Source organism: Streptomyces sp. NPDC018026 (assembly GCF_044327745.1).
GTDB classification, from domain to species: Bacteria; Actinomycetota; Actinomycetes; order Streptomycetales; family Streptomycetaceae; genus Streptomyces; species Streptomyces rubrogriseus.
The window spans coordinates 231,737-256,415 of the sequence record NZ_JBIRFY010000003.1 but is presented as its reverse complement, the minus strand read 5'-3'; the positions used below and the strand labels follow the sequence as shown (position 1 = coordinate 256,415).

Sequence of the window (24,679 nt, the reverse complement as noted above, 5' to 3'; positions counted from 1 at the left end):
TTACCGTCGCGGTCGCTCCTAAACCGGCCCCCGGGCCCCCTCGCGGCCGCTCTCGGGTCCCCTCCCCCGCGCGGGCGGCGGCGCCGTGCTCGCCCGGGTCACCAGCCGGGTCGGCACCAGCGTCGTGCCCTGTTCCGGGCCCGCCGCGCGCATCTTGCGCAGCACGGCCTGTACGCACAGCCGCCCGACCTCGGCGAAGTCCTGGTGGACGGTGGTCAGCGGGGGCAGGAAGGAACCGGCCTCGGCGATGTCGTCGAAGCCGATGACGCTGACGTCCTCGGGCACCCGCCGGCCGCGTTCGTGCAGGGCGCGCAGCAGGCCGAGGGCCATCTGGTCGTTGGCCGCGAAGACGGCGGTGCAGTCCTCGCGGGCGGCGAGTTCCAGGCCGGCCCGGTAGCCGGACTCCGCCGACCAGTCGCCCCGGACGAGCGGCGGCAGGGTGCGGCCCGCCTCGGTGAGCGTGCGCCGCCAGGCGTCGGTGCGGCGCTGGGCGGCGAAGGAGCCCTCGGGGCCGCCCAGGTGCCACACCGTGTCGTGCCCGAGGTCCAGCAGGTGGCGCACGGCGGCGCGGCTGCCGCCGGCCTGGTCGGTGTCGACGACCGTGTAGGTGTCGCCCGCGTCGGAGTCGACCACGACGACCTGGACGTGCGGCGGCAGTTTGAGGGAGGCCGCGTCCAGGAGGTGGACCTCCATGATGACGATGACCGCGTCGACGGCCAGCTCCTCCAGCCGCGAGAACGCGCCGCGCACCTCGTCCTGGGTGGGGACGGCGACCGGCAGCAGCGTCACCGCGTACCCCTCGCTCGCCGCGGAGGTCGCGATGGCCTCCAGGGTGCGCACGTTGCCCGTGGTGGCCAGCGTGAAGGTGATGACCCCGATGGTGCGGAACTCGCCGCGCTTGAGGGCCCGGGCCGCGCTGTTGGGCCGGTAGCCAAGCTCCTTCATGGCCGCCAGCACCTGCTGCCGGGTCTCCTCGGTCACGCCCGCGTAGCCGTTGGAGACGCGGGAGACGGTCTGCGAGGAGACTCCGGCCAGCCGGGCCACGTCCGCCATGGAGGCCGTGCGGTCCCGGCCGCGCCGGGGTGGCGCGGGTGTGCTCGTCGGGACTTCCTCAGCCGTGCTCACTCGCCGTCAGCCGCCTCTCTGTCGCTGTCGGGTCCGGGTGCGCGAGGACCCTTGACCGTCGTCATCGGGGCAGTGTAGACATGCCGCCATCAGATGTTTACGTAAACATAACAGCTCGTCGCCCTTTCGCGGTGCGCCATGTTTACGTAAACATCAGGCGAAGCTCCAGGACGTGGACGAGCGAGGAACGACATGACGACGCTGCAACCGCCGGCCACCGCCGAGCCGCGGCCGGCCCCGCCCCCGGTGAGGCGGGACCGCCGCTCCTGGACCGGGTGGGGCTTCCTCGGCCCCTTCGTGGCCGTCTTCGCCCTGGTGTTCCTCGCGCCCATCGCGTACTCGGTCTACCTCAGTCTCTTCCGCGACCAGCTGATCGGCGGGACCACCTTCGTCGGCCTCGACAACTACACCGAGGCGCTGCAGGACGACCGGTTCTGGGCCTCACTCGGCCGGGTCTCGCTCTTCCTCGCCGTACAGGTGCCGATCATGCTCGGCATCGCGCTCCTGGTGGCCCTCGCGCTGGACAGCGGCCGCCTCTACGGCCGGGACTTCTTCCGCATCTCCATCTTCCTGCCGTACGCCGTGCCCGCCGTGGTGGCCACCCTGATGTGGGGCTTCATGTACGGCACCCGCTTCGGGCTGGTCGGTGACATCAACGGCGCGCTGGGTGTCTCGCTGCCCGACCCGCTCTCCCCCGACCTGGTGCTTGCCTCCATCGGCAACATCGTGACCTGGGAGTTCGTCGGCTACAACATGCTGATCTTCTACTCGGCACTGCGCGTCGTGCCGCACTCGCTGTACGAGGCGGCCCAGATCGACGGCGCCGGGCAGATCCGCGTGATCACCGCCATCAAGCTCCCGGCCATCCGTGGGGCCCTGGTGATCGCCACGATCTTCTCGATCATCGGCAGCTTCCAGCTCTTCAACGAGCCCAGCATCCTGCAGCCCCTGGCGCGCAACGCGATCACCACCGACTACACGCCGAACTACTACACGTACGCGCTGTCCTTCAACGGTCAGCAGCACAACTACTCCGCGACGGTCGCCATCGTCATGGGACTGATCACCATGGTCGTCGCCTACGCCGTGCAGCTGCGCGGCATGCGCAAGGGAGTGTGAAGCAGCGATGACCAGCCCCGTCGCCACCGCCTCGGACCGTTCCGCGCCCACGCCGTCCGGTACCTCCCGCTCCGCCCCGCGGCTGCGTACGCCCCGGCGCCGGCACTCCGCCGACCGGCCCCGGCGCAGCGTGCTGCTGACCGTGCTCACCTCGCTCGTCCTGCTGTACAGCCTGGTTCCGCTGGTCTGGCTGGCCGTCAGCGCCACCAAGACGCAGGAGGGGCTGTCCCGTTCCGCCGGTCTCTGGTTCGACGGCGACTTCGCGCTGTGGGACAACATCACCGAGACGTTCACCTACGACGACGGCGTCTTCACCCGCTGGCTGCTCAACACCCTGCTGTACGTGGGGCTGGGCGCGGGCGGCGCCACCTTCCTCGCCGTGCTCGGCGGCTACGCGCTCGCCAAGTTCGACTTCCCCGGCCGGCGGTCCGTCTTCGCCGTCGTCATCGGCGCGGTGGCCGTGCCGGGGACGGCGCTGGCGGTGCCGACCTTCCTGATGTTCAGCAAGATGGGCCTCACCAACACCCCCTGGGCGGTGATCGTCCCGTCCCTGATCTCGCCGTTCGGCCTCTATCTGATGTGGGTGTTCGCGACCGAGGCCATCCCGACCGAGCTGATGGAGGCCGCCCGCATCGACGGGGCGGGCGAGGTGCGCACCTTCTTCCGGGTCGCGCTGCCGCTGCTGGCGCCCGGCATCGTCACCGTCCTGCTGTTCACCATGGTCGCGACCTGGAACAACTACTTCCTGCCGCTGGTCATGCTCAAGGACCCCGACTGGTACCCGCTGACCCTGGGGCTCAACAGCTGGAACCAGCAGGCCGCGACCGCGGGCGGCGAGGCCGTCTTCAACCTCGTCGTCACCGGCTCGCTCATCACCATCCTGCCGCTGATCGCCGCGTTCCTGCTGCTCCAGAAGTACTGGCAGTCCGGCCTCGCCGCGGGAAGCGTCAAGGAATAGCCCTCCCCCGTCCCGCCTTCCCCTGCCCTCCCCCGACCAGCAACCCCGCCAACCCTCAACGGTGCCGGTTCCGGCCACGAAGAAGTGGAAGCACACCCATGCCCACACACCTGACCAAGCACTCGCGCCGCCTCCTGCGCGGCACGGTCCTCGTCTGCGCCCTCGCCCTGGGGGCGAGTGCCTGCGGCGACTCCGACGACGGGGGGTCGAGCCGGAAGGCCGTCTCCGAGGCGGACATACAGGCGGCCCTCAAGGAGGGCGGCACCATCACGGTGTGGGCCTGGGAGCCCACGCTCAAGCAGGTGGCCACGGACTTCGAGAAGGAACACCCGGGCGTCGAGGTCGACCTGGTCAACGCGGGGACCAACAAGGACCAGTACACGGCGCTGCAGAACGCCATCTCGGCGAAGAAGGGCGTCCCGGACGTCGCGCAGATCGAGTACTACGCCATGGGTCAGTACGCCCTGACCAAGCAGCTCACCGACCTCAAGTCCTTCGGCGCCGACAAGCTCTCCGCCCAGTTCTCCCCCGGTCCGTGGAACGGGGTGAAGGCCGGTTCGGACGGCGTCTACGCGCTGCCGATGGACTCCGGGCCGATGGCGCTGTTCTACAACAAGAAGGTCTTCGACAAGTACGACATCAAGGTGCCCACCACCTGGGCCGAGTACGTGGACGCCGCCCGCGACCTGCACAAGGCCGATCCGAAGGCGTACATCACGGCGGACAACGGCGACGCCGGGTTCGCCACCAGCATGCTCTGGCAGGCCGGTTCGCGCCCCTACACGGTCGACGGCACCAAGGTGGGGATCGACTTCTCCGACCAGGGTGCCAAGACGTTCACCGACACCTGGCAGCAGCTGATCGACGAGAAGCTGCTCGCCTCCGTCCCCGCCTGGACCGACGAGTGGTACAAGGGCCTCGGCGACGGCAGCATCGCGACGCTGGCGACCGGCGCCTGGATGCCCGCCAACCTGGAGTCCGGCGCGAAGTCCGCCTCCGGCGACTGGCGCGTCGCCCCGATGCCCCAGTGGAAGGCGGGCGACAAGGTCAGCGCCGAGAACGGCGGCAGCGCGCTCGCACTCCCGGAACTCGGCAAGAACGAGGCCCTGGCGTACGCCTTCGTCGAGTACGCGAACGCGGGTGACGGCGTGCAGACCCGGCTCAAGAACGGCGCCTTCCCGGCGACCACCGCCGACCTCCAGTCCACCAAGTTCCAGGACACCGCGTTCCCGTACTTCGGCGGCCAGAAGGCCAACAAGATCTTCGCCGAGTCGGCCGCGAACGTCCCCGACGACTGGTCGTACCTGCCCTACCAGGTCTACGCGAACTCCGTCTTCAACGACACCGTCGGCAAGGCCTACGTCTCCGGCACCACGCTCGCCGAGGGCCTCAAGTCCTGGCAGGAGGCCTCGGTCAAGTACGGCGAGGAGCAGGGCTTCACCGTCGAGAAGTAGCGCACGCCCCCACCGGAAGGACCGCCATGATCTCCACCCTCCACTCCCGCCCGCACCGCGGGGCGGACGGTGCGCCCGCCCCGCGTCTCGGCTACGGCGCCGACTACAACCCCGAGCAGTGGCCCCGGGAGGTGTGGGAGGAGGACGTACGGCTGATGCGGGAGGCCGGGGTCACCATCGTGTCGCTCGGCATCTTCTCCTGGGCCCGCATCCAGCCGGGTCCTGACACCTGGGACTTCGCCTGGCTCGACGAGGTGATGGACCTGCTGCACGAGCACGGGGTCGGCGTCGACCTGGCTACCGCCACCGCGTCCCCGCCGCCCTGGCTGACCACGGCGCACCCCGAGATCCTCCCGGTCACCGACCGGGGCGAGACGCTGTGGCCGGGAGCGCGCCAGCACTGGCGCCCGACCTCGCCCGTCTTCCGCGAGCACGCCCTGCGCCTGGTGCGGAAGCTGGCGACCCGCTACGCCGGACACCCGGCGCTGGTCGCCTGGCACGTCAACAACGAGCTGGGCTGCCACAACGTCTACGACTACTCCGACGACGCCGCCCGCGCCTTCCGGGACTGGCTGCGCGCGCGGTACGGCACCACGGACGCCCTCAACCACGCCTGGGGCACGGCGTTCTGGTCGCAGCGCTACGGCGACTGGGCGGAGATCCTGCCGCCCCGGCTCGCCGCCTCGCACCCGAACCCGACCCAGCAACTGGACTTCAAGCGCTTCTCCTCGGACGCGCTCAAGGACCACCTGCGCGCGGAGCGGGACCTGCTGCGGGAGCTGACCCCGGACGTCCCGGTCACCACCAACTTCATGGTGATGCCCGGCACCAAGGGCATGAACTACGCGGACTGGGCCGGCGAGGTCGACTTCGTCGCCAACGACCACTACGTGGTCCCGCACCCCCAGGCCCGCGACGAGCTGTCGTTCTCGGCGAACCTCACCAGCGGCATCGCGGGCGGCCGCCCGTGGTTCCTGATGGAGCACTCCACCGGCGCGGTGAACTGGCAGCCCGTCAACCTGGCCAAGCGGCCGGGCGAGATGGCCCGGGACTCGCTGACGCACGTGGCGCACGGCGCCGACGCGGTGTGCTTCTTCCAGTGGCGCCAGTCCGCGGCCGGCGCCGAGAAGTACCACTCGGCGATGGTCCCGCACGCCGGTGCGGACAGCGACCTGTTCCGCGCGGTCACCGCGCTCGGCGACACCCTGAAGACGCTCGCGCCGGTCGCCGGGAGCGAGCGGGAGCCCGCCGAGGTCGGCATCCTCTTCGACTGGGAGTCCCGCTGGGCCAGCGAGCAGGACTCGCACCCCACCTCGCTGCTCGACTACCACCAGGAGGCGCTCGACTGGTACTCGGCGCTGCTCTCCCTGGGCATCCGCGCCGACGTCGTCACCACCGGCGCCGACCTCGGCCGCCACCGGGTGCTGATCGCGCCGGTGCTGCACCTGGTCCCGGCCGAGCTGGCCAAGGACCTCACGCGCTACGCCGAGCAGGGCGGGCACCTGGTCACCACGTACTTCTCGGGCATCGTGGACGAGAACGACCACGTCTGGCTGGGCGGCTACCCGGGCGCGCTGCGTGACCTGCTCGGCATCCGGGTCGAGGAGTTCGGGCCGCTGCCCGCCGGGCAGAGCGTGGAGCTGGACGGCGCGGGCAGCGGGAGCCTGTGGACCGACCGGATCACCGTGACCGCGCCGGAGACCGAGGTCCTGGCGCACTACCGCACCGGCACCCAGGCGGGCCGCCCCGCCGTCACCCGGCGACCGGCGGGCGGCGGCTCGGCCGCCTACGTCTCCACCCGGCTCGGCGCCGAGGGGCTCGCCGCGCTGCTGCCGAGGCTGCTGGAGCCGGCCGGGGTGACGAGCGAGCTGCCCGCCTCGGTGCGGGGACGGGTCGAGGCCACCGTGCGCCGGGGCGCCGGGGGACGGTTCCTGTTCCTGGTCAACCGGACCGACGAGACGGTGACCGTCCCCGGGCTCACCGGAGACGTCCTGGTGGGCGACACCGGGGACGAGGGCGCCGTCGTCCTGGCGGGCCGAGGGGTCGCCGTCCTGCGCACGCCCGCCTCCTAGGCGCCCGCCCCGCACCCCATGCTCCCCGGAGCGGGCACGGCCCGCTCCGGGGCCGCCCCCCGCTGCCCCGAACCGGGCGGCTGGGGCCACCGCAGCGACCACACCTTTCCGTTGGGAGCACACGATGGCACGCCGTACCCGCAGCAGACGCCTCCTCGGCACCGCGGTGCTGACCGCTCTGACCACCGGGGCCGCCCTGCTCGGCGTCCCCGCACAGGCCGAACCGGCCGCCGCCCCCGCCTCCGCCTCCGCCCCCGCCTCCGTCACGGTGCGGCCGGATCCCTCGTACCAGCAGGAGGAGTTCGAGGGCTGGGGCACCAGCCTGGTCTGGTTCGCCAACGCCACCGGCGACTACCCGCCCGAGATCCGCGAGAAGCTGGCCCGCCTGCTGTTCGGCGACGACGGACTCGGTCTCAACATCGCCCGCTACAACATCGGCGGCGGCAACGCGCCGGACGTCAAGGACTACCTGCGGCCCGGCGGGGCGGTCGAGGGCTGGTGGCGGGCGCCCGAGGGCACCACGCGCGAGGACACCGACTGGTGGAGCGCCGACGACCCGGCCGACTGGAACGAGGACGCCGACGCCACCCAGCGCTGGTGGGTCGAGCGGATCAAGGACGACATCGACCACTGGGAGACGTTCAGCAACTCCCCGCCCTGGTTCATGACCGTCAGCGGTTACGTCTCCGGCGGCTTCGACTCCTCCGCCGACCAGCTGGGGTCCGGGTCGGTCGACGACTTCGCCGCCTATGTCGCGGGGGCGACCCGGCGGCTGGAGAAGGCCGAGGGCATCGAGGTCGACACCGTGGACCCCTTCAACGAGCCCAACACCCCGTACTGGGGCACCCGGCCCGGCGCGGACGGCGAACCCGTCGGCGGCCGGCAGGAGGGCGCCCACATGGGTCCCGAGCTGCAGCGCGAGGTGCTCCGGGCCCTCGCGCCCGCGCTGAAGAAGGCGAAGGTCGGGGCGGACATCTCGGCGATGGACGAGACCAACCCGGGCACCTTCGCGAAGAACTGGAGCGCCTACTCCGCGGCCGACCGCGCCCTCGTCGGGCAGATGAACGTCCACACCTACGGCACCGGGCAGCGCACCACCGTGCGGGACCTCGCCAAGGCCGCGGACAAACCCCTGTGGATGAGCGAGGTGGGCGGCGACTGGGGCGACGGCCAGGACTTCCAGGACATGCGGCCCGGCCTCGGCCTCGCCCAGCAGATCGTCGACGACCTGCGGGAACTGGAGCCCCGCGCCTGGGTGTTCTGGCAGCCCGTCGAGGACTACGACAACATGAAGCCCGGCGGTGAGTCCGCGAAGGGCGGCAACTGGGGCAGCATCCAGCTCCCGTTCGACTGCACGGCCCGGGACACCCTGAAGACCTGCCCGATCCGGACCAACACCAAGTTCGACACCGCCCGCAACTTCACCCACTTCATCAAGCCCGGCGACCGGCTGATCCAGACCGACGACACCTCCAGCGCCGCCGCCGTCACCCGCGACGGCAAGGGCGCCTCGCTCGTCCACGTCAACCGCACCACCGAGGCCCGCACGGTCACCCTCGACCTGTCCAAGTTCCGCGACGTGAGCCGCCGGGCCACCGTGACCCCGGTCGTGACCAGCGCCGACGGCAAGCTGGAGAAGCGGTCCCCGATCAGGGTGAGCGACCGCACCGCCACCTTCACCGTGCCCGCCCGGTCCGTCACCTCGTTCGCGATCGAGGGCGTCTCGGGGGTCGCGAAGGACGCCGCCGGGCTGCGCAAGGGGCACACCTACACGCTGACCGGCGTACAGAGCGGCAAGGCCGTCACGGTGGCCGCGGACGGCACGAACCTGGTCCTCGGCACCGGGGCCGACGCGAGCGCCCGGCAGTGGCGGCTGAGCGCGGTGCGCCACGACGGCGGCGTCCGCGACCGCTACGTCTTCACCCGGCCCGAGGACGGCACGCGCCTCGCCGTGCGCGACGACGTCCCGGTGGCCGAGCCCGACACGGGCAGGCGGCACCGGGCCGCCGAGTGGCTCGCCTCGAGCACCGGCGACGGCACCTGGACCCTGGTCAACGCGGCCACCGGACGCCTGCTCGAAGTGGGCGGCCAGGCCACCCACGACGGTGCCGCCGTCACGACCTGGCCGCCCAACTCCGGTGCCAACCAGCGCTGGACGCTGACGGACGTGTCCGCCGGCTGAACCCTTCCCCGGCCCACCCCCTACGGACGCGAGGAGACCGCATGACCACCGACCCCCGGGAACGCGAGGTCCGCCGCAGGATGGCGGCCCGTGAGCTGTACTCGGACGGCGCCCCGGGGCTTCAGGCCCTGGCGGCGGAGCGGCTGCGCGGCAAGGAGCTGGCCGACGCCTACAACCGCACCGGCGCACAGGACGAGGAGGGCCGCCGGGCGCTCCTGAAGGAGATGCTCGCCGCGCTCGGCACCGGGGTGTGGATCGAACCGCCGCTGCACGTGGCCTACGGCAACCGGGTGCACCTGGGCGACGACGTGTACGCCAACTTCGGCCTCACCCTCGTCGACGACGTCGAGGTCTTCGTCGGCGACCGGGTGATGTTCGCCCCGCACGTGACGGTCAGCACCACCGGGCACCCCGTCCACCCGGACCTGCGCAGGGACGGCACCCAGTTCTCGGCGCCGGTGCGCATCGAGGACGACGTGTGGATCGGGGCCGGCGCGCTGATCATGCCGGGGGTGACCGTCGGCCGGGGATCGGTGGTCGGCGCGGGCAGTGTGGTGACGGCACACGTGCCGCCGATGACGGTCGTCGCCGGGACCCCGGCGCGGGTGCTGCGCGAGATCACCGACGCCGACCGCGAGTGGAGCTACCGTCCGCCCCGCACCCTGGAGGCCGGGCCGGGGCCGGGGTGAGCCCCCGGGGCTCGGCAACTTCCGGCGCCCGTCGGGCACATGGCACGGCGGCACCGCAGTACGATGATCGAAAACCGCGGCGAGCGTCACCCCCGGACCACGGAGCCTGCCATGACCACCGACCACACCCAGCCTCCCCACATCGACACCGGCCGGGCCCACCCCGCGCGGGTCTACGACTGGCTGCTGGGCGGCAAGGACAACTACCCGGTCGACGAGGCGGTGGGCGAGACCCTGCCGCCCGAGGCGCGGGACGCGGCGCGGCAGAACCGCGCGTTCATGAACCGCGCGGTGGCGCACCTCGCCGCGCGGGGCATCGACCAGTTCCTGGACATCGGCACGGGCATCCCGACCGAGCCGAACCTGCACCAGATCGTCCAGCGGACGGTGCCGAAGGCCCGGGTCGTCTACGCCGACAACGACCCGATCGTGCTGCGGCACGCGGAGGCCCTGCTGGTCAGCAGCCCCGAGGGGGCCACGGACTACATCCAGGCCGATGTCCGCGAGCCCGAGGAGATCGTGCGGCACGCCCGCGGCATCCTGGACTTCGACCGGCCGATCGCACTGTCGCTGATCGCCCTGATGCACTTCGTCCCCGACGACCAGGACGCCCACGGAATCGTCCGGGGTCTGGTCGAGACACTCCCCGCGGGCAGTCACCTGGTGCTCTCGCACGCCGCGCTCGACCTCTTCCCCGAGCTGGCGGAGCAGGTGATCGCCCAGTACGCCAAGGGCGGCATCCGTCTCGGCTTCCGTACCCGGGCGGAGGTCGCCCGCTTCTTCGACGGTCTGGAACTGGTGCCGCCGGGCCTGGTCACGGCCACCGAGTGGTACGGCGAGGGCCTGGAGCCGTCCGCGCCGGAGGAGAGCGGCATCTACGCGGGCGTGGCGCGCATCGCCTGACGGTTGGTGGCGGTGAAGATGACGAGTGCGGCCCCCGATAATGTTGCGTGTGCAACAACCGTCGGAGGCAACGCTTCCGGCGGTTCCGCGAGCACACTTGGGAGCCGGCCTTGCCGCACGCGATCGACACGACCGGAGAACGGCCGGACGCCGCCGCCGCCGAAGAGGGCTGGGTCGAACTCGGCTCGCGCGCTCAACTGCGTGAGCTGCTGGGCGAACCCTGGCCCATCGTCATCGACAAGGTGCACGACCGGCTCACGGACGACGACCGGGACATCCTGGCCCGCTCCCCCTTCTGCCTCCTGGCGACCTCCGACGCGGGAGGCAACTGCGACGTGTCGCCGCGCGGCGACGCAGCCGGCTTCACCCACGTCCTGGACTCCCGCACCCTCGCCCTGCCGGACCGGGCGGGCAACCGGCGCGGGGACAGCTTCCACAACGTCCTCGACAATCCGCACGCCGGCCTGCTCTACCTGATCCCCGGCGGCAAGGAGGTGCTCCGGGTCAACGGCCGGGCGCGCATCCTCACCGACGCGCCCTTCTTCGACGCGATGGCCCGCGACGGACGGCGTCCGGACCTCGCCCTGCTCCTGGAGATCGACGAGATCTACCTCCACTGCCCGATGTCCCTGAACCGGGCGGGACTGTGGAAATCCGGTTCCGCGCAGGCGAGTTGAGCCCTTCGGTCCGCCCCGCGGCGAGCGACGGGGCAGCGTCCGCGGAGCCTGTGTGACCCCCGCCTCTACCAGCGCTTTTTAGGTTAGGCTAACCTTCACTGCGTGAGATCAGGTGAAGACGCAGCCGGTACCCCGCGCCTGCGCGGACACGAGCTGTCGGCCACGGGCGTGACCGTCGCGTACGACGGTGTCGATGTCGTGCACGACGCGGGGGTCAGGCTCAGGCCCGGCGAAGTGACCGTTCTGGTGGGTCCGAACGGCAGTGGGAAGTCGACGCTGCTGCGGACCGTGGCCCGGCTGCAGCGGGCCCGCAGTGCCACGCTCAGCCTGGACGGCGCCACCGACGGGCTGGCGCTGACGTCCCGTGAGTTCTCGCGGTACGTCGCCCTGCTGACGCAGGGACGTCCGACGCCCGGCGGGCTGACCGTGCGGGACGTCGTCGAGTTCGGCCGCTACCCGTACCGGGGCCGCTGGGGACGGCCCGATCCGGACGGCCCCGCCGCCGTCGAGCGGGCGCTCGCGCTCACCGGCGTCGACGGCCTCGCCGACCGCGGCGCGGACCACCTCTCCGGCGGGCAGTTGCAGCGGGTGTGGCTCGCCAGCTGTCTCGCCCAGGAGACCGGCGTACTGCTCCTGGACGAACCCACGACCTACCTGGACCTGCGCTACCAGGTCGAACTCCTCGACCTCGTCCGCGACCTGGCGGACGAGCACGGCATCGCCGTCGGTGTCGTCCTGCACGACCTCGACCAGGCGGCGGCCGTCGCCGACCGGATCACGCTCCTCGAAGCGGGCCGGATCGTCGCCGACGGACCGCCCGAGGACGTGCTGACGCCGGAGCGGCTCACCGCCGTCTACGGCATCCGGATCGACGTCGACACCGACCCCCTGACCGGCCGGCTGCGCACCCGCCCGATCGGCCGCCACCACATACGCACCCCCCGCACACGAACTCCCGAAAGGCTCGGCACCACCTCATGAGACGCCTCCTGCTCACCGCGGCCGCCACCACCGCCGCGGCGCTCACCCTGGCCGCCTGCGGCACCACCGAACCCGCCGCCGACAAGACGGAGAAGAAGGCCTCCGAGGCGATCACGCTCAAGGACGGCAAGGGCACCGAGGTGAAGCTCGACAGGCCGGCCACCAAGGTCGTCGCCACCGAGTGGAACGTCGTCGAGAGCCTCGTCTCGCTCGGGGTGGACCCGGTCGGCGTCGCGGACGTCAAGGGCTACAAGACCTGGGACAGCGCCGTTCCGCTCAAGAACGAGCCCAAGGACATCGGCACCCGCGGCGAGCCGAGCATGGACACCGTCGCCTCCCTCGCCCCGGACCTCATCGTCGCCACCACGGACCTCACCCCCGCCGCGGTGAAGCAGCTGCGCGAGGTCGCACCGGTGATCGAGGTGACGTCCGCCGACGGCACCGGCCAGATCGACCGGATGCTGGACAACGTCGACCTCATCGCCAAGGCCACCGGCACCACGGACAGGGCGAAGTCGCTGCGCGAGGGCTTCGAGGCCAAGGTCGCCGAGGGCAAGAAGGCCCTGGCCGACGCCGGGATGGCCGGCAAGGACATCGCCTTCGCGGACGGTTACGTCGCCTCCAACCAGGTCTCGATCCGCCCCTACACCGCCACCTCGCTCATCGGTGAGGTCAACGAGGCCGTCGGTCTGAAGAACGCCTGGACGGTCAAGGGCGACGAGGCCTACGGTCTCGGCGCCACCGACGTCGAGGGCCTGACCAAGCTCCCCGAGGACACCCAGTTCGCCTACATCGGCAACGACGACGACCCGAGCGCCACCCCCTTCACCGGTGAGCTGGCCAAGAACCCGGTGTGGAAGTCCCTGCCGTTCGTGAAGGCCGGGGACGTGCACCGCCTCGACGACGGCATCTGGATGTTCGGCGGTCCCGGGTCGATGGAGGCGTACATCGACGCCGTCGTCGGCGCGCTGACGAAGTAGCGAGGCCATGGCCGTCACCACGACCGAACCCGCCACCGAGCCCACCGCGGCCCGTCCGTCGACGGTCCCGTCGTCCCGGTCGGGCGCGGCCGCGGTGACGGCCGGAATCGTCCTGCTGGTCGCCGTCCTCGCCGTCGTCGACATCACCCAGGGCACCGCCGCCGTCGGACCCTCCGAGGTCTTCAAGGCCCTGACCGGCCGGGCGGACCCCGACGACGCGTCCGTCGTCGTCGCCTCCCGGCTGCCCCGGATGACCGCGGGGCTCCTGGTCGGCGCCCTGCTGGGCATGGCCGGCGCGGTGCTCCAGGCGGTCAGCCGCAACGTGCTGGCCTCGCCCGACACCCTCGCGGTGAACGCGGGTTCCTATCTGGCGCTCGGGCTGGCCGGTGCCACCGGCGTCTCGCTGCCGATGCTCGCCTCGTCCGGCATCGCCTTCGTGGGCGGCCTGGCGGCGGCGGCAGTCGTGCTCGGACTCTCCGGCCTCGGCACGGGCACCGTCCGGCTCGTGCTGGCCGGCACCGCGCTGATGCTGGGGCTGCACTCCATGACGCAGGCACTCCTGCTGCTCTTCCCGGAGCAGACCAAGGGCCTGTACGAGTGGAACCAGGGCAGCATCGCCCAGAACGGCTTCGACGGCGTCCTGCAGATGCTGCCGATCGCCCTGGTCGGCGTGGCCGGCCTGCTGCTGACGGCCCGCCGGGTGGACGCGCTGGCCCTCGGCGACGACGCGGCGCGCGGTCTCGGCGTCCCGGTGCGGGCGACCCGGGTCACGGTCGTCGTGCTCGCGGCGCTGCTCTCCGCCGCCGCGGTCACGCTCGCCGGACCGATCGGTTTCGTCGGCCTGTGCGCACCCGCCCTGGTGCGCCCGCTCGCCCGCCGCTTCCGCGGCTTCGCCCGCTCCCGTACGGCCATGCCCGCGGCCGCGCTCACCGGCGCGGCCCTGGTGCTCGGTTCGGACGTGCTGCTGCGGGCGTTGATCTCGGACGCACGCTCGGTGTCCGTGCCCACGGGCGTCGTCACGAGCCTGGTCGGCGCCGTGTTCCTGGTCGCCATGGCGCTGCGGGTGCGCGACACCGCCGGGGCCGGGGCGCCAGACCGGCTGCGGATCCCGAGCCGGGCGGTGTTCCTGGCCACGGTCGCCGTCCTGGTCGTGCTCCTGGTCGGTCTCGTGATCGCGGCCGTGCTGGTGGGCGACAGCAAACTGCTGCTCGGCGACGTCGTCAACTGGGCCCAGGGCCGGGCCGGCCGGACCGTCTCCTTCGTGCTGGACACGCGGGTGCCGCGGGTGCTCGCCGCGCTGGGCGCGGGCGCGGCGCTCGCGCTGGCCGGCACGCTCGTGCAGGCCGTCACCCGCAACCCGCTGGCCGAACCGAACGTCCTCGGCGTGACGGGCGGCGGCGCCCTGGGTGCGGTGATCCTGGTGACCACCGTGCCGGCCGCCGGGACCTGGGGCGTGGCGGGAGCCGCGTTCGCGGGGTCCGCGGTCACCGCGGTCCTCGTCTTCGGGCTCGCCGCGCGGGGCGGTTTCCGGCAGAACCGGCTGGTCCTCGTCGGCATCGGCGTGGCCTCCGGGACGGCGGCGCTGATCAGCCTGCTGATCGTGCTCACCGACCCGTTCAACGCCAACAAGGCGCTGACCTGGCTGTCGGGTTCGACCTACGGGCGGACCATGCCGGACGTCGTGCCGGTCGCGCTGGCGCTGCTGGTCGGCATCGGTGTCGCGGTCGCCCGGCGCACCGAGCTGGACCTGATCTCGCTGGACGAGGACACCCCGCGGCTGCTCGGCCTGCGGCTGGCACCCGGGCGGCTCGGCTTCCTGGTGCTGAGCGTCGTCCTCAGCGCGACCGCGGTGGCCTGCGCGGGCACCATCGGGTTCGTCGGGCTGGTGGCGCCGCACGCGGCCCGCGCCCTGGTGGGCCGTCGGCACGTGCGGGTCGTACCGGTCGCGATCCTCCTCGGCGCCACGCTGGTCTGCGCCGCCGACCTCCTCGGCCGCACGGTCATCGCCCCGGCCCAGCTCGGCGCCGGGCTCATGACGGCGGTGATCGGGACGCCGTACTTCCTGTACCTGCTGGTACGGAGCCGTCGCTAGGGCCTGTCCGGCGGGGGAAATCCGGGTGCCGGCGGGCCGGGTGCCCGAGTACGGTGCCGGCATGGACCGGCGCGCCGCGGACGGGGGCCACGCGGGCCTGCTGAACGTCATCGACCTCGAGGCCACCTGCTGGGACGGGCAGCCGCCGCCCGGCGAGGTGAGCGAGATCGTCGAGATCGGGCTCGCCGTGGTCGACCTCGGCGCCCGGGAGCGGGTGGCCCGGCACCGGATCCTGGTGCGGCCCGCCCGCTCCCGCGTCAGTGCCTTCTGCACGGAGCTGACCGGCCTCACCCAGGCCGAGGTCGACCGGGGCGCGGGTTTCGCCGAGGCCTGCGCGACGCTGGTGCGCGAGCACGGCGCGGGTGTGCGGCCCTGGGCGAGCTGGGGCGACTACGACCGCAAGCAGTTCCTCCGCCAGTGCGCGGCCGACGGCGTGCCCTACCCCTTCGGCCGGCCGGCCGAGCGTGCGCACACCAACGCCAAGGCGGTCTTCACCGAGGCGTACGGGCTGCGCCGGCGGCCCGGCATGGCGCGGGCCCTGGAGATCGCCGGGCTGCCCCTGGAGGGGCGGCACCACCGGGGAGTGGACGACGCCTGGAACATCGCGGCGCTGGTACTCCGGCCGGCCGTTCGGGCTGCCTGGCCCGGCTCTTGTTAGACGCGACGTCAAGTTACTGAACCGTAATGAGTCAGGTGCTACCCACGGTAACGCCTGTCCGGTTACGGTCCCGTAACCCCACAGGAGCAGCGCGACCACGGCCCTGACCCCACGGGACCGCGGACGACCGGATCCGGCCCTTCCCCAGGAGGTTCGCCATGCCCCCACGTCCCCGCATGCTCGCCGCGGCGATCACCGCCGCGCTCGCCCTCGGCGCCCAGGCCGTCCCGGCCGCCGCGGCCGACGGCCCGGCCGGCGACTCGACGACCACGACCTCCCGCGGCGTCGAGATCCCCGCCTTCTACACCCCGCCGTCCGAACTCCCCGGCGCCGACGGCGCGCTGATCCGCAGCGAGCCGCTCCCCCTGGCGCTCAGCCTGCCGGGCATCGACGGCCCCCTGCCCGGCCGGGCGACCCGGCTGATGTACAAGTCCACCGACGCGAACGGCGAAGCCGTCGCCGTGACCGGCGCCTACATCGAACCGGCCGCGAAGTGGCGCGGCGACGGCCCCCGCCCCCTGGTCGCTGTCGCGCCCGGCACCATGGGGCAGGGCGACCAGTGCGCCGCCTCGATGGCCCTGGAGCACCCGCTGCGGCTCAACGGCCAGACGGTCTCCGTCGGTTACGAGGACCTCTCGGTCTACCGGCTGCTGCTGCGCGGCGTCGCCGTCGTCGTCACCGACTACGTCGGCCTCGGCACCACCGACCGGCTGCACACCTACGTCAACCGCGTCGACGGGGCCCACGCCGTGCTGGACGCCGTACGCGCCGCGCGCTCCCTGGACTCGGCGTCCGTCACCTCCGAGTCCCGGGTGGGTCTGTTCGGGTACAGCCAGGGCGGCGGTGCCACGGCGGCCGCGGCCGAGCTGCAGCCCTCCTACGCCCCGGACGTCCAGCTGGCCGGCACCTATGCCGGGGCCCCGCCGGCCGACCTCACCGAGGTGACCAAGGCGATAGACGGCAGCGACCTCGCGGGCGCCCTGGGCTGGTCGCTCAACGGCTTCCTGCAGAGCGAGCCCGCCCTGCGGCCCATCGCCGACCGGTACATCAACGAGGCGGGGCAGGAGGCGCTGACGGACCTGTCCACCATGTGCGTGGGCGACGCGCTCTTCGGCTACGGCGGCGACAGCAGCACGGACTGGACCAAGACCGGTCAGTCCATCAGCGACGTCATCCGCGCCGAACCCGCGCTGCAGAGCTTCCTCGCCGAGCAGCGCATCGGCTCGATCCGGCCCGGCAGCCCGGTCCGCGTGGCCACGGGCGTCGGCGACGACCTGGTCCCCCACGGCCAGGCCCGCCAACTGGCCGTCGACTGGTGCGGCAAGGGCGGAAAGACAACCTACGTGCCCGTACTGCTCCCGGGCGTGGGCAGCGGCCTGCTCAACCACTTCGCACCGTTGCTCGCCGACCAGGGCAACGCCATCGCCTGGCTCACCGACCGGCTCTCCGGCGAGCCCGCCGGCTCCAACTGCTGGAGCATGCCCGTACAGCCCTGAGCCCTGCCCCCGGCATGCGCCGACCCCGGATTCCTGCACAGAATTCGCTCAGGCGAATCGTGGCGGAGCGACGGAGAGGCGACGGCGTGGTGGAGGCGAAGCCCGACGGCGGGTCGGATCCCCCGGACGGGGCGAGGATGCCGGGCACGATCACGCACCTGCCGCGGCAGGTGCGCGAGGAGCTGACCCGCCGGCTGCGCCGCACCGGGCGGGCCTTCCGCGAGGAGGACGTCCAGGTCGTCGAGGCACCGCTGCTCAAGCGCGCGGTCGGGGCCTCGGCGCTCGGCAACTGCATGGAGTGGTTCGACTTCGGCGTCTACAGCTATCTGGCCGCCACCATCGGGAAGGTGTTCTTCCCCGGCGCCTCCCCGGCCGCCCAGGTCATCTCCTCCTTCGCCACCTTCGCCGCGGCCTTCGTCGTACGCCCGCTCGGCGGTCTGGTCTTCGGGCCGCTCGGGGACCGCATCGGACGGCAGAAGGTGCTCGCCACCACCATGATCATGATGGCTCTCGGCACCTTCTCCATCGGCCTGATCCCCAGCTACGCCACCATCGGCATCGCCGCCCCGGCCCTGCTGCTGCTCGCCCGGATGGTCCAGGGCTTCTCCACGGGCGGCGAGTACGGCGGCGCCACCACCTTCGTCGCCGAGTACTCACCCGACCGGCGGCGCGGCTTCCTCTCCAGCTGGCTCGACTTCGGCACCTTCGTCGGCTACGCCCTCGGTTCGGCGCTGGTCACCGTCCTGAACCTGGCACTGACCGACGCCCAGATGCTGCACTGGGGCTGGCGGCTGCCGTTCCTGATCGCCGGACCGCTCGGCGTCATCGGCCTGTACATGCGGCTCAAGCTGGAGGAGTCGCCCGCCTTCCAGCAGCAGCTCGACGAGCACGAGAAGGGCCTGGCACAGGAGTCGGCGGGCAGCGAGTTCAAGACCATCGTGCGAGAGCACTGGCGCCCGCTGCTGGTGTGCATGGGCCTGGTGCTGCTCTACAACGTCACCAACTACATGGTGACCGGCTATCTGCCGACGTACCAGACGGAGACCCTGGACCGCTCCAGCGGCTTCGCGGACGTGCTGGTGCTGATCGGCATGGTGTGGATCGTGCTGCTGATCACCTTCCTGGGCCGGCTCAGCGACCACGTCGGCCGCCGCCCGCTCTACGCCACCGGCGCGGCGGCGATGATCGTCCTCGCCGTCCCGGCCTTCCTGCTGCTGAAGGCGGACGGCGTCTGGGCGCCGGTGGCCGGGGTCCTGCTGCTGTCCACCCTGCTGGCCTGCTTCGCCGCGCCGAGCGCCGCCACCCTGCCGGCGCTGTTCCCGACCGCCGTGCGCTACGCCGCCATGGCCATCGGCTTCAACTTCGCCGTCGCGGCCTTCGGCGGCACCACACCGCTGGTCGCCGAGGCGCTGGTCAGCATCACCGGCGACGAACTGATGCCCGCCTACTACCTGATGGCCGCGGGCGCCGTCGGCCTGGTGACCGTGAGGTTCCTGCCGGAGAGCGCCCAGGTGCCGCTGCGCGGTTCGCAGCCCATGGTCGGCTCCCGGCACGAGCAGCGCGAACTCATCACGACCTCGAAGGACCTCTACAGCTTCTCCAAGGACCGCTCGGGCGCCGTCTGACGCCGCGCCGCGGGCCGTCGTCCGCGCGCGAACGGGAGTGCCGCGCCCGAGCCCACGGCGACCCCGGCGAAGACCAGGGCGCTGCCCACGGCCTGGGCGGCGCCGTAGGAGCCGGTGCCGACGAGCGGTGCCGTGCACGCGGCGGCGACCGGGATCAGCCCGGAGAACAGGGTGGCGCGCTCGGCGCCGATCCGCTGCATGCCCATGTACCAGCACACGAACCCGACGACGGTGACCACCACCGCCTGCCACAGCAGCGCGCCCGCCTCCACCGCGTCGGGCCGGCGCAGCCACCCGGTCCCGTCGGCCAGGACACCGGCCAGCGCCGACTCGGCCGCCGCGACACCGCACACCACGGTGGAAAGCAGCCGCGGGCCCAGCGGCCGCAGTACGGGCACCGCCAGCACCGCGAAGCCGACCTCGCCGACCAGGGCGCACACGGAGAAGGCGATGCCCGCGCCGTCGGTGCGCCCCCAGCCCTGGACCGTGAAGGCGCCCACGGCCACGAACAACGCCCCGTACAGGACGATCCGTTGCGGACGGCGCCCCTCCAGGAGGGGGACCAGGACTGCGACGACCACGGGCGCGCAGCCCACGAAGACGCCTGGCACCGCGGGCTCGGCCGTGCGTTCCGCGGCGAGTACGGCCAGGTTGAAGCCGACCATGCCCACGGCCGCCAGCAGCGCCAGGCGCAGCCACCGGGCGGTGCCGAGGGCGCGCAGCCGGGCCGCCGCGCCGGGCCCGGCCAGCGGGACGAGCAGCAGGAAGGCCAGGCCGTAGCGCAGGAACTGACCGCCGGCGTACGGGTAGTCGCCGAGCAGGCTGTTGGCGGTGAAGGACCCTCCGACGAGGACGCATGCGAGCGCGGCGAGCAGGGACCCGCGCGTGGTGGTGGCGTTCATGGCCACGACGCTAGAGAGCGCGGCGGCCTGTCACGGGGTCCACTTCGCGTGCGCCGTCGGGGACCAATCCGCGACGAGGACCGTCCCTAACCGGACCGGGCGTCACCACTTCCCGGCTCCCCGCGCTCCCGGTTCGGGACGCGCCGACCCGGGCGTCGCGCCCGGCACCGGTGGCTACGTACGCGTCCCGGCCGCGTGGCCGGCCCGGCCGCCCGCGCCGAGCGGACCGGTGGGTCCCAGTGCGTCCTCGGCCTCCAGGCGGGGCAGTTCACGGCGGGACAGCCGGGCCACCGCGGGCGGCAGTGCCGCGCGTCCCAGCTGCACCAGGCGCAGCCGGCCCGGCACGTACACGGCGCTGCGGCGGCGCTCCAGCGCGCGGACCAGCCGGGCGGCGACGTCCTCCGCCGGGAGGGTGCGGCGGGCCGGGGGCGGCATGTGGGCGCGCAGTTCGCGCAGGACCGGGTGGCGGTCGGCGTCGCGGATCATGTCGGTGTCGATCCAGTTGAGGTAGGCGATGCCCACGGCGACGCCGCGGTGGGCCACCTCGGCGCGCAGCGAGTGGGCGAAGGCCTCCACGCCCGCCTTGGAGGCGCAGTAGGCGCTCATCATGGGCGCGGCACCCAGCGAGGCCAGCGAGGCGATCTGGAGGTGGTAGCCCGCGGTGTCGAGCAGGTCCGGCAGGAAGGCGCGGGCCGTGTGGGCGCTGCCGGTCAGGTTCACGTCGACGACGCGGCGCCACTCGGCGGGGTCCGACGTGGCGAAGGGCCCGCCGTGCGCGACCCCGGCGTTCGCCACCACGACCGACGGCTTCCCCAGGCTCCGGCGCGTCTCCCCGGCCGCGTCGGCCAGCGCGGCGGGGTCGGTGACGTCGGCCTCGACGGCGAGCGCCGGGGTCGGCAGGTCCGCCGCGAGGGCGTCCAGCCGGGGCTTCTCGAGACCGAGCAGCGCGATCCGGGCGCCGCGCAGTGCGCAGGCGCGGGCCAGGGCGGCGCCGAGTCCGCGCGCGGCGCCGGTCACCACGACGGTGCGGTTCTGCAGGGGACTGTCTGTCACCGGTCGGCCCTTTCCTCGGGTGCTTGGCGTACGGTCGCGACGGTCAGTGCCGGTCACCCGCCCGGTCCCGCCGGGTCAGGGCCCGCTGGAGCCGGGCGAGCCCCGCGAACCGGTGCTGGCGCAGTGCGGCGCGCGCGGCGTTGGCGCCGGGCGCGCCGTGCACCCCGCCCCCGGGGTGGGCGCCCGCGGAGGCGAGGAAGAGACCGGCCACCGGGGTCTCGGGCCGCCCGGTGCCGGGCACCGGCCGGAAGACGAGTTGCTGGTGCATGGCGGTGGTGCCGCCGTTGATGGCGCCGCCCTCCAGGTTGGCGTCCATGGCCTGGAGCGCCGGCGGGGCGAGCACGCGGCGGGCCCGTACCAGCGCCCGGAAGCCGGGCGCGAAGCGTTCCACCTGGCGTTCGACCCGGTCGGCCATCAGTTCCCGCTCCCCGGTGTCCCAGGTGCCGGTGATGCCCTCCTCGCCCGCGTCGGCGCGGATGTCGTGCGGGACGTGGGTGTAGGCCCAGGCGGACTCCGTGCCGCGCGGTGAGCGGGTCGGGTCCGTGGTGGTCATCTGGCCGAACAGCGAGAAGGGACGGTCGGGGACCTGCCGCATGGCGATCTGGGCGGCGAACCGGGTCAGTTCGTCGAGGCCGTCGGACAGGTGCACGGTGCCGGCCCGCGCCGCCGCCTCGCACCGCCAGGGCACGGGACCGTCCAGCGCCCAGTCCACCTTGAAGGTGGCGAAGTCCCACTGGAAGCGCCGCAGGTCGGTGCGGACCTGGTCCGGCAGGTCCGCCGGGGCGACCAGCCCGCCGAAGAGCGCGGGCACGGAGACGTCCGCGAGGACGGCGCGGCGGGCGGTGACCGTCTCCCCGTCGGCGGTGCGCACGCCGACGGCGCGCCGGTCGCGGACCAGGACCCGTTCGACGCGCCGACCGCAGTGCAGCGTGCCGCCCCGGGCGCGCAGCCGGCGGACCAGGGCCTCGGTGAGGGCGCCGGCGCCGCCGACCGGCACGGGGAAGCCGTAGGTCTGGCCGAGCATCGACATCAGCCAGCCGAAGCCGCCGCTGCCGGCCGCCTCGGGCGCGAGATCGGCGTGCAGGGCGTTGCCCGCCAGCAGCAGTTTGCCGCCCTCGCCCCGGAACTCCTCCTCGCCCATGCGGCGCACCGGCAGCACCAGGGTGCGGGCGAGCCTGAGTCCGCCCGCACCGCGCAGCCGCAGGGCCAGCCGGGCGGCGGCCCGCACCGGCGGGAAGGGGGTGAACAGGGCGTCCAGGATGTCGGCCCGGTAGCGGTCCCACACGGCGTGCAGCCGCTCCCAGGCGGCGCCGTCCCCGAGGGCGAAGGCGTCGAGGGAGGCGGCGGTGGTCGCGACGTCGCGGTCGAGGACGGCGCAGGTTCCGTCGGTCAGGGGGTGGGCCAGTACGTGGGGCGCGTGGGCCCAGCGCAGCCCGTGCTCCTCCAGCCGCAGTCCGCCGAGGACCGGGGAGGCGGCGGCGAGCGGGTAGAAGGAGCTGAACAGGTCGTTGACGAAGCCGGGGGCGACCTCGCCGTCGTGCCGCACCGCGCCGCCCGGCTCGGGCTGCTCTTCCAGGACCGTCACGCTCCAGCCGGCGTCGGCCAGCAGGTTCGCCGCCACCAGCCCGTTGGGTCCGGCCCCGACCACGACGGCGTCAGGCACGGCCGGTTCCCGGCCGGTACTCCACGGACCCCGTCGCGGCCGGGGGGTCGGGACGGCACCGCTCTCCGGCCGCGGACTCGCACAGTGTCGCGAGCCTGGCGAGCATGGCCCGGTGCCGCACCTGGATCAGCGCCTCGACGCCGACGTTGTGCAGCAGGCCGCCGGGGCCGCGCAGGGGGTGTTCGTCCACGATCACCAGGCACTGCTCGCCCCAGGGGCGCAGCTCGACGGCGATCCGGGCGGTGCCGAGTCTGCCCGCCTTCGCCTCCAGTTCCAGCTCGGAGCCCGGCACGCAGCGTCTGACCACCGACTCGTTGTGCAGCCGCAGCGGCCCGAGCCGCACCTCGTACGCGATCGTGGCGCCGACCCGCGGCCACTGTCCGGCCCCGGGGGTGACCTCGGAGGGTCCCACGACCCATTCCACGTACAGGTCGCCGTCCGCGAGGACGTCCCAGACCGCGTCCGGGGTCGCCTGGATGAGCCTGTGCCGAACCGCCACGCGTACCTCCCACGTCTCCAGTGGCCGCCGTGCGGCCGTCGTCGCGAGGACGCAGCACTGAGTGCCCCGTCGGCGCCCGGCCAACCGGAGGGCGCCCGGCCAACCGGAGGGAACGGGTCGCCGCGGCGCCGAACCGGCCGGCCCGGAAAGGCAGTGCATTGGCATGGACCTGATGACAAGGGCTGGCTAAGCTCGAAGCGACCCGATGAGAGCGCTCTCAAACCGCGGTTGTTCCATGTCATCTGTTCCACCCCCACCTTGCTGGAACGACGAAGGGCAACTCCCGTGAGACGCAGCAGACTCAGGCACCTCGGCCTGGCCGGACTCCTCGTGCTCGGCAGCCTCACCGCGGTCGGCACCCTGCCGGCCTCGGCGGCCGACGCCCCCACCACCCACTCCCCCTCTTCCTCCGCCGAGCAGCCGGCCTCCGCCGGTCTGCTGGACGCCATGCAGCGGGACTTCGGCCTCACCCGGGCCGAGGCCGAGGACCGGCTCGCGGCCGAACGCGAGGCCACCGGCATCGAGCCCGCGGCACGCCGGGCGGCCGGAAAGGCCTTCGGCGGTTCCTGGTTCGACGCGGACGCCGGACGGCTGACGGTGGCCGTCACCCCGGACGCGGCACCCTCGACCCTGCGGGCGGTCCGCGCCACCGGGGCGCAGGTCCGCACCGTGGAGCACAGCGCACAGCAGCTCGACGCGGCCAAGGCACGCGTCGACCGACTCGACGCACCGGCCGGAGTGAGCAGCTGGCGCGCCGACCGGGCCACCAACAAGGTCGTCGTGGACGTGGTCGCGGGTGAACGCGCTGACAACGATGTCCAGAGCTTCCTGAAGCAGGCCCGCGAGACCGCTCCGGTCACGGTGCGGACGGTGCCGTCGGCACCGCAGACCTTCGCGGCGGGCACCGTCGGCGGTGACCCCTACTACACCGGCAACGTCCGTTGCTCCATCGGCTTCTCGGTGCACGGCGGGTTCGTCACCGCCGGGCACTGCGGCCGGGCCGGCGCCGGGGTCAGCGGCTGGGACCGCTCGTACATCGGCACCTTCCAGGGCTCGTCCTTCCCCGACAACGACTACGCGTGGGTCAGCGTGGGCAGCGGCTGGTGGACAGTACCGGTCGTGCTCGGCTGGGGCACCGTCTCCGACCAGCTCGTGCGCGGCTCGAACGTGGCGCCCGTCGGTTCCTCGATCTGCCGCTCCGGTTCGACCACGCACTGGCACTGCGGCACGGTGCTGGCCCACAACGAGACGGTCAACTACAGCGACGGCTCGGTGGTGCACCAGCTGACCAAGACCAGCGTGTGCGCCGAGGGCGGCGACTCCGGCGGCTCCTTCATCAGCGGTGACCAGGCGCAGGGCGTCACCTCGGGCGGCTGGGGCAACTGCTCCAGCGGCGGGGAGACCTGGTTCCAGCCGGTCAACGAGATCCTGAACCGCTACGGCCTGACCCTGCACACGGCCTGACCGGACGGCGGTGGGGAGGGACGGACCGGTGTCCGCGGTCCGTCCCTCCCCGGCCGCCGGTGTCCGCGGTCCGTCCTTCCCGGCCGC

At 73.0% G+C, this 24,679-nt stretch carries 20 protein-coding genes; 15 read left to right on the top strand and 5 right to left on the bottom strand.

What is annotated here, in order from left to right; translation table 11 throughout:
- Positions 1-18: 18 nt before the first annotated feature.
- Complete coding sequence (locus ACH4D3_RS11280; RefSeq protein ID WP_398319633.1) at positions 19-1,125, bottom strand: LacI family DNA-binding transcriptional regulator; 1,107 nt, start codon at positions 1,123-1,125, stop codon at positions 19-21.
- A 192-nt stretch (positions 1,126-1,317) separates the two neighbouring features.
- On the opposite strand from ACH4D3_RS11280, the gene ACH4D3_RS11275 reads away from it, so the two are divergent.
- The 14 genes from ACH4D3_RS11275 (at position 1,318) to ACH4D3_RS11210 (ending at position 19,011) form a co-directional block, all read left to right on the top strand.
- Positions 1,318-2,244: a carbohydrate ABC transporter permease gene (locus tag ACH4D3_RS11275; protein WP_398319630.1), complete on the top strand. Its 927-nt coding sequence runs from the start codon at positions 1,318-1,320 to the stop codon at positions 2,242-2,244.
- Between the two features lie 7 nt (positions 2,245-2,251).
- Positions 2,252-3,202, top strand: coding sequence for a carbohydrate ABC transporter permease (locus ACH4D3_RS11270; RefSeq protein WP_398319627.1), 951 nt, complete (start codon positions 2,252-2,254; stop codon positions 3,200-3,202).
- A gap of 98 nt (positions 3,203-3,300) precedes the next feature.
- On the top strand, positions 3,301-4,656 hold the full coding sequence (locus ACH4D3_RS11265) for an ABC transporter substrate-binding protein (RefSeq protein WP_398319624.1): 1,356 nt from the start codon (positions 3,301-3,303) through the stop codon (positions 4,654-4,656).
- A 26-nt stretch (positions 4,657-4,682) separates the two neighbouring features.
- Positions 4,683-6,728 (top strand): beta-galactosidase, encoded by a 2,046-nt coding sequence (locus ACH4D3_RS11260; protein ID WP_398319621.1) that lies wholly within the window; start codon positions 4,683-4,685, stop codon positions 6,726-6,728.
- A 124-nt stretch (positions 6,729-6,852) separates the two neighbouring features.
- Positions 6,853-8,910 (top strand): RICIN domain-containing protein, encoded by a 2,058-nt coding sequence (locus tag ACH4D3_RS11255; protein ID WP_398319618.1) that lies wholly within the window; start codon positions 6,853-6,855, stop codon positions 8,908-8,910.
- 41 nt (positions 8,911-8,951) lie between these two features.
- The gene (locus ACH4D3_RS11250; protein ID WP_398319615.1) at positions 8,952-9,599 is read left to right on the top strand and encodes a sugar O-acetyltransferase; all 648 of its coding nucleotides are present in this window, start codon (positions 8,952-8,954) and stop codon (positions 9,597-9,599) included.
- Positions 9,600-9,710: 111 nt separating this feature from the next.
- The gene (locus ACH4D3_RS11245) at positions 9,711-10,502 is read left to right on the top strand and encodes an SAM-dependent methyltransferase (protein WP_398319612.1); all 792 of its coding nucleotides are present in this window, start codon (positions 9,711-9,713) and stop codon (positions 10,500-10,502) included.
- 110 nt (positions 10,503-10,612) lie between these two features.
- Positions 10,613-11,179 (top strand): MSMEG_1061 family FMN-dependent PPOX-type flavoprotein, encoded by a 567-nt coding sequence (locus ACH4D3_RS11240; RefSeq protein ID WP_398319609.1) that lies wholly within the window; start codon positions 10,613-10,615, stop codon positions 11,177-11,179.
- A 102-nt stretch (positions 11,180-11,281) separates the two neighbouring features.
- Positions 11,282-12,160, top strand: coding sequence for a siderophore ABC transporter ATP-binding protein CdtA (gene cdtA, locus ACH4D3_RS11235; RefSeq protein WP_398319606.1), 879 nt, complete (start codon positions 11,282-11,284; stop codon positions 12,158-12,160).
- On the top strand, positions 12,157-13,140 hold the full coding sequence (gene cdtB, locus ACH4D3_RS11230) for a siderophore ABC transporter substrate-binding protein CdtB (protein WP_398319603.1): 984 nt from the start codon (positions 12,157-12,159) through the stop codon (positions 13,138-13,140). Before cdtA ends, cdtB begins: the two co-directional genes overlap by 4 nt.
- A 7-nt stretch (positions 13,141-13,147) precedes the next feature.
- A complete protein-coding gene (gene cdtC, locus ACH4D3_RS11225) occupies positions 13,148-15,232 on the top strand; it encodes a siderophore ABC transporter permease CdtC (RefSeq protein ID WP_398319600.1) in 2,085 nt (694 codons plus the stop codon).
- 61 nt (positions 15,233-15,293) lie between these two features.
- Complete coding sequence (locus ACH4D3_RS11220) at positions 15,294-15,890, top strand: exonuclease domain-containing protein (protein ID WP_398319597.1); 597 nt, start codon at positions 15,294-15,296, stop codon at positions 15,888-15,890.
- Positions 15,891-16,048: 158 nt separating this feature from the next.
- Positions 16,049-17,386, top strand: coding sequence for a lipase family protein (locus ACH4D3_RS11215; protein WP_398319594.1), 1,338 nt, complete (start codon positions 16,049-16,051; stop codon positions 17,384-17,386).
- 137 nt (positions 17,387-17,523) lie between these two features.
- Positions 17,524-19,011: an MFS transporter gene (locus ACH4D3_RS11210; protein ID WP_398321079.1), complete on the top strand. Its 1,488-nt coding sequence runs from the start codon at positions 17,524-17,526 to the stop codon at positions 19,009-19,011.
- Here ACH4D3_RS11210 and ACH4D3_RS11205 read toward each other — a convergent pair.
- The 4 genes from ACH4D3_RS11205 to ACH4D3_RS11190 all read right to left on the bottom strand — a co-directional run bounded on the left by ACH4D3_RS11205 (position 18,975) and on the right by ACH4D3_RS11190 (position 23,128).
- Positions 18,975-19,913, bottom strand: a complete 939-nt coding sequence (locus ACH4D3_RS11205; RefSeq protein WP_398319592.1) for a DMT family transporter — start codon at positions 19,911-19,913, stop codon at positions 18,975-18,977. The genes ACH4D3_RS11210 and ACH4D3_RS11205 overlap by 37 nt on opposite strands.
- 174 nt (positions 19,914-20,087) lie before the next feature.
- The gene (locus ACH4D3_RS11200; protein ID WP_398319589.1) at positions 20,088-20,966 is read right to left on the bottom strand and encodes an SDR family oxidoreductase; all 879 of its coding nucleotides are present in this window, start codon (positions 20,964-20,966) and stop codon (positions 20,088-20,090) included.
- Positions 20,967-21,009: 43 nt separating this feature from the next.
- Positions 21,010-22,629, bottom strand: a complete 1,620-nt coding sequence (locus ACH4D3_RS11195) for a phytoene desaturase family protein (protein ID WP_398319586.1) — start codon at positions 22,627-22,629, stop codon at positions 21,010-21,012.
- On the bottom strand, positions 22,622-23,128 hold the full coding sequence (locus ACH4D3_RS11190; protein WP_398319583.1) for an SRPBCC family protein: 507 nt from the start codon (positions 23,126-23,128) through the stop codon (positions 22,622-22,624). The genes ACH4D3_RS11195 and ACH4D3_RS11190 overlap by 8 nt, the downstream gene beginning before the upstream one ends.
- A 285-nt stretch (positions 23,129-23,413) precedes the next feature.
- On the opposite strand from ACH4D3_RS11190, the gene ACH4D3_RS11185 reads away from it, so the two are divergent.
- Positions 23,414-24,592 carry a S1 family peptidase gene (locus tag ACH4D3_RS11185; RefSeq protein WP_398319580.1) on the top strand — a complete coding sequence of 393 codons (1,179 nt, stop codon included), beginning with the start codon at positions 23,414-23,416 and terminating at the stop codon, positions 24,590-24,592.
- The last annotated feature ends 87 nt before the right edge of the window (positions 24,593-24,679 follow it).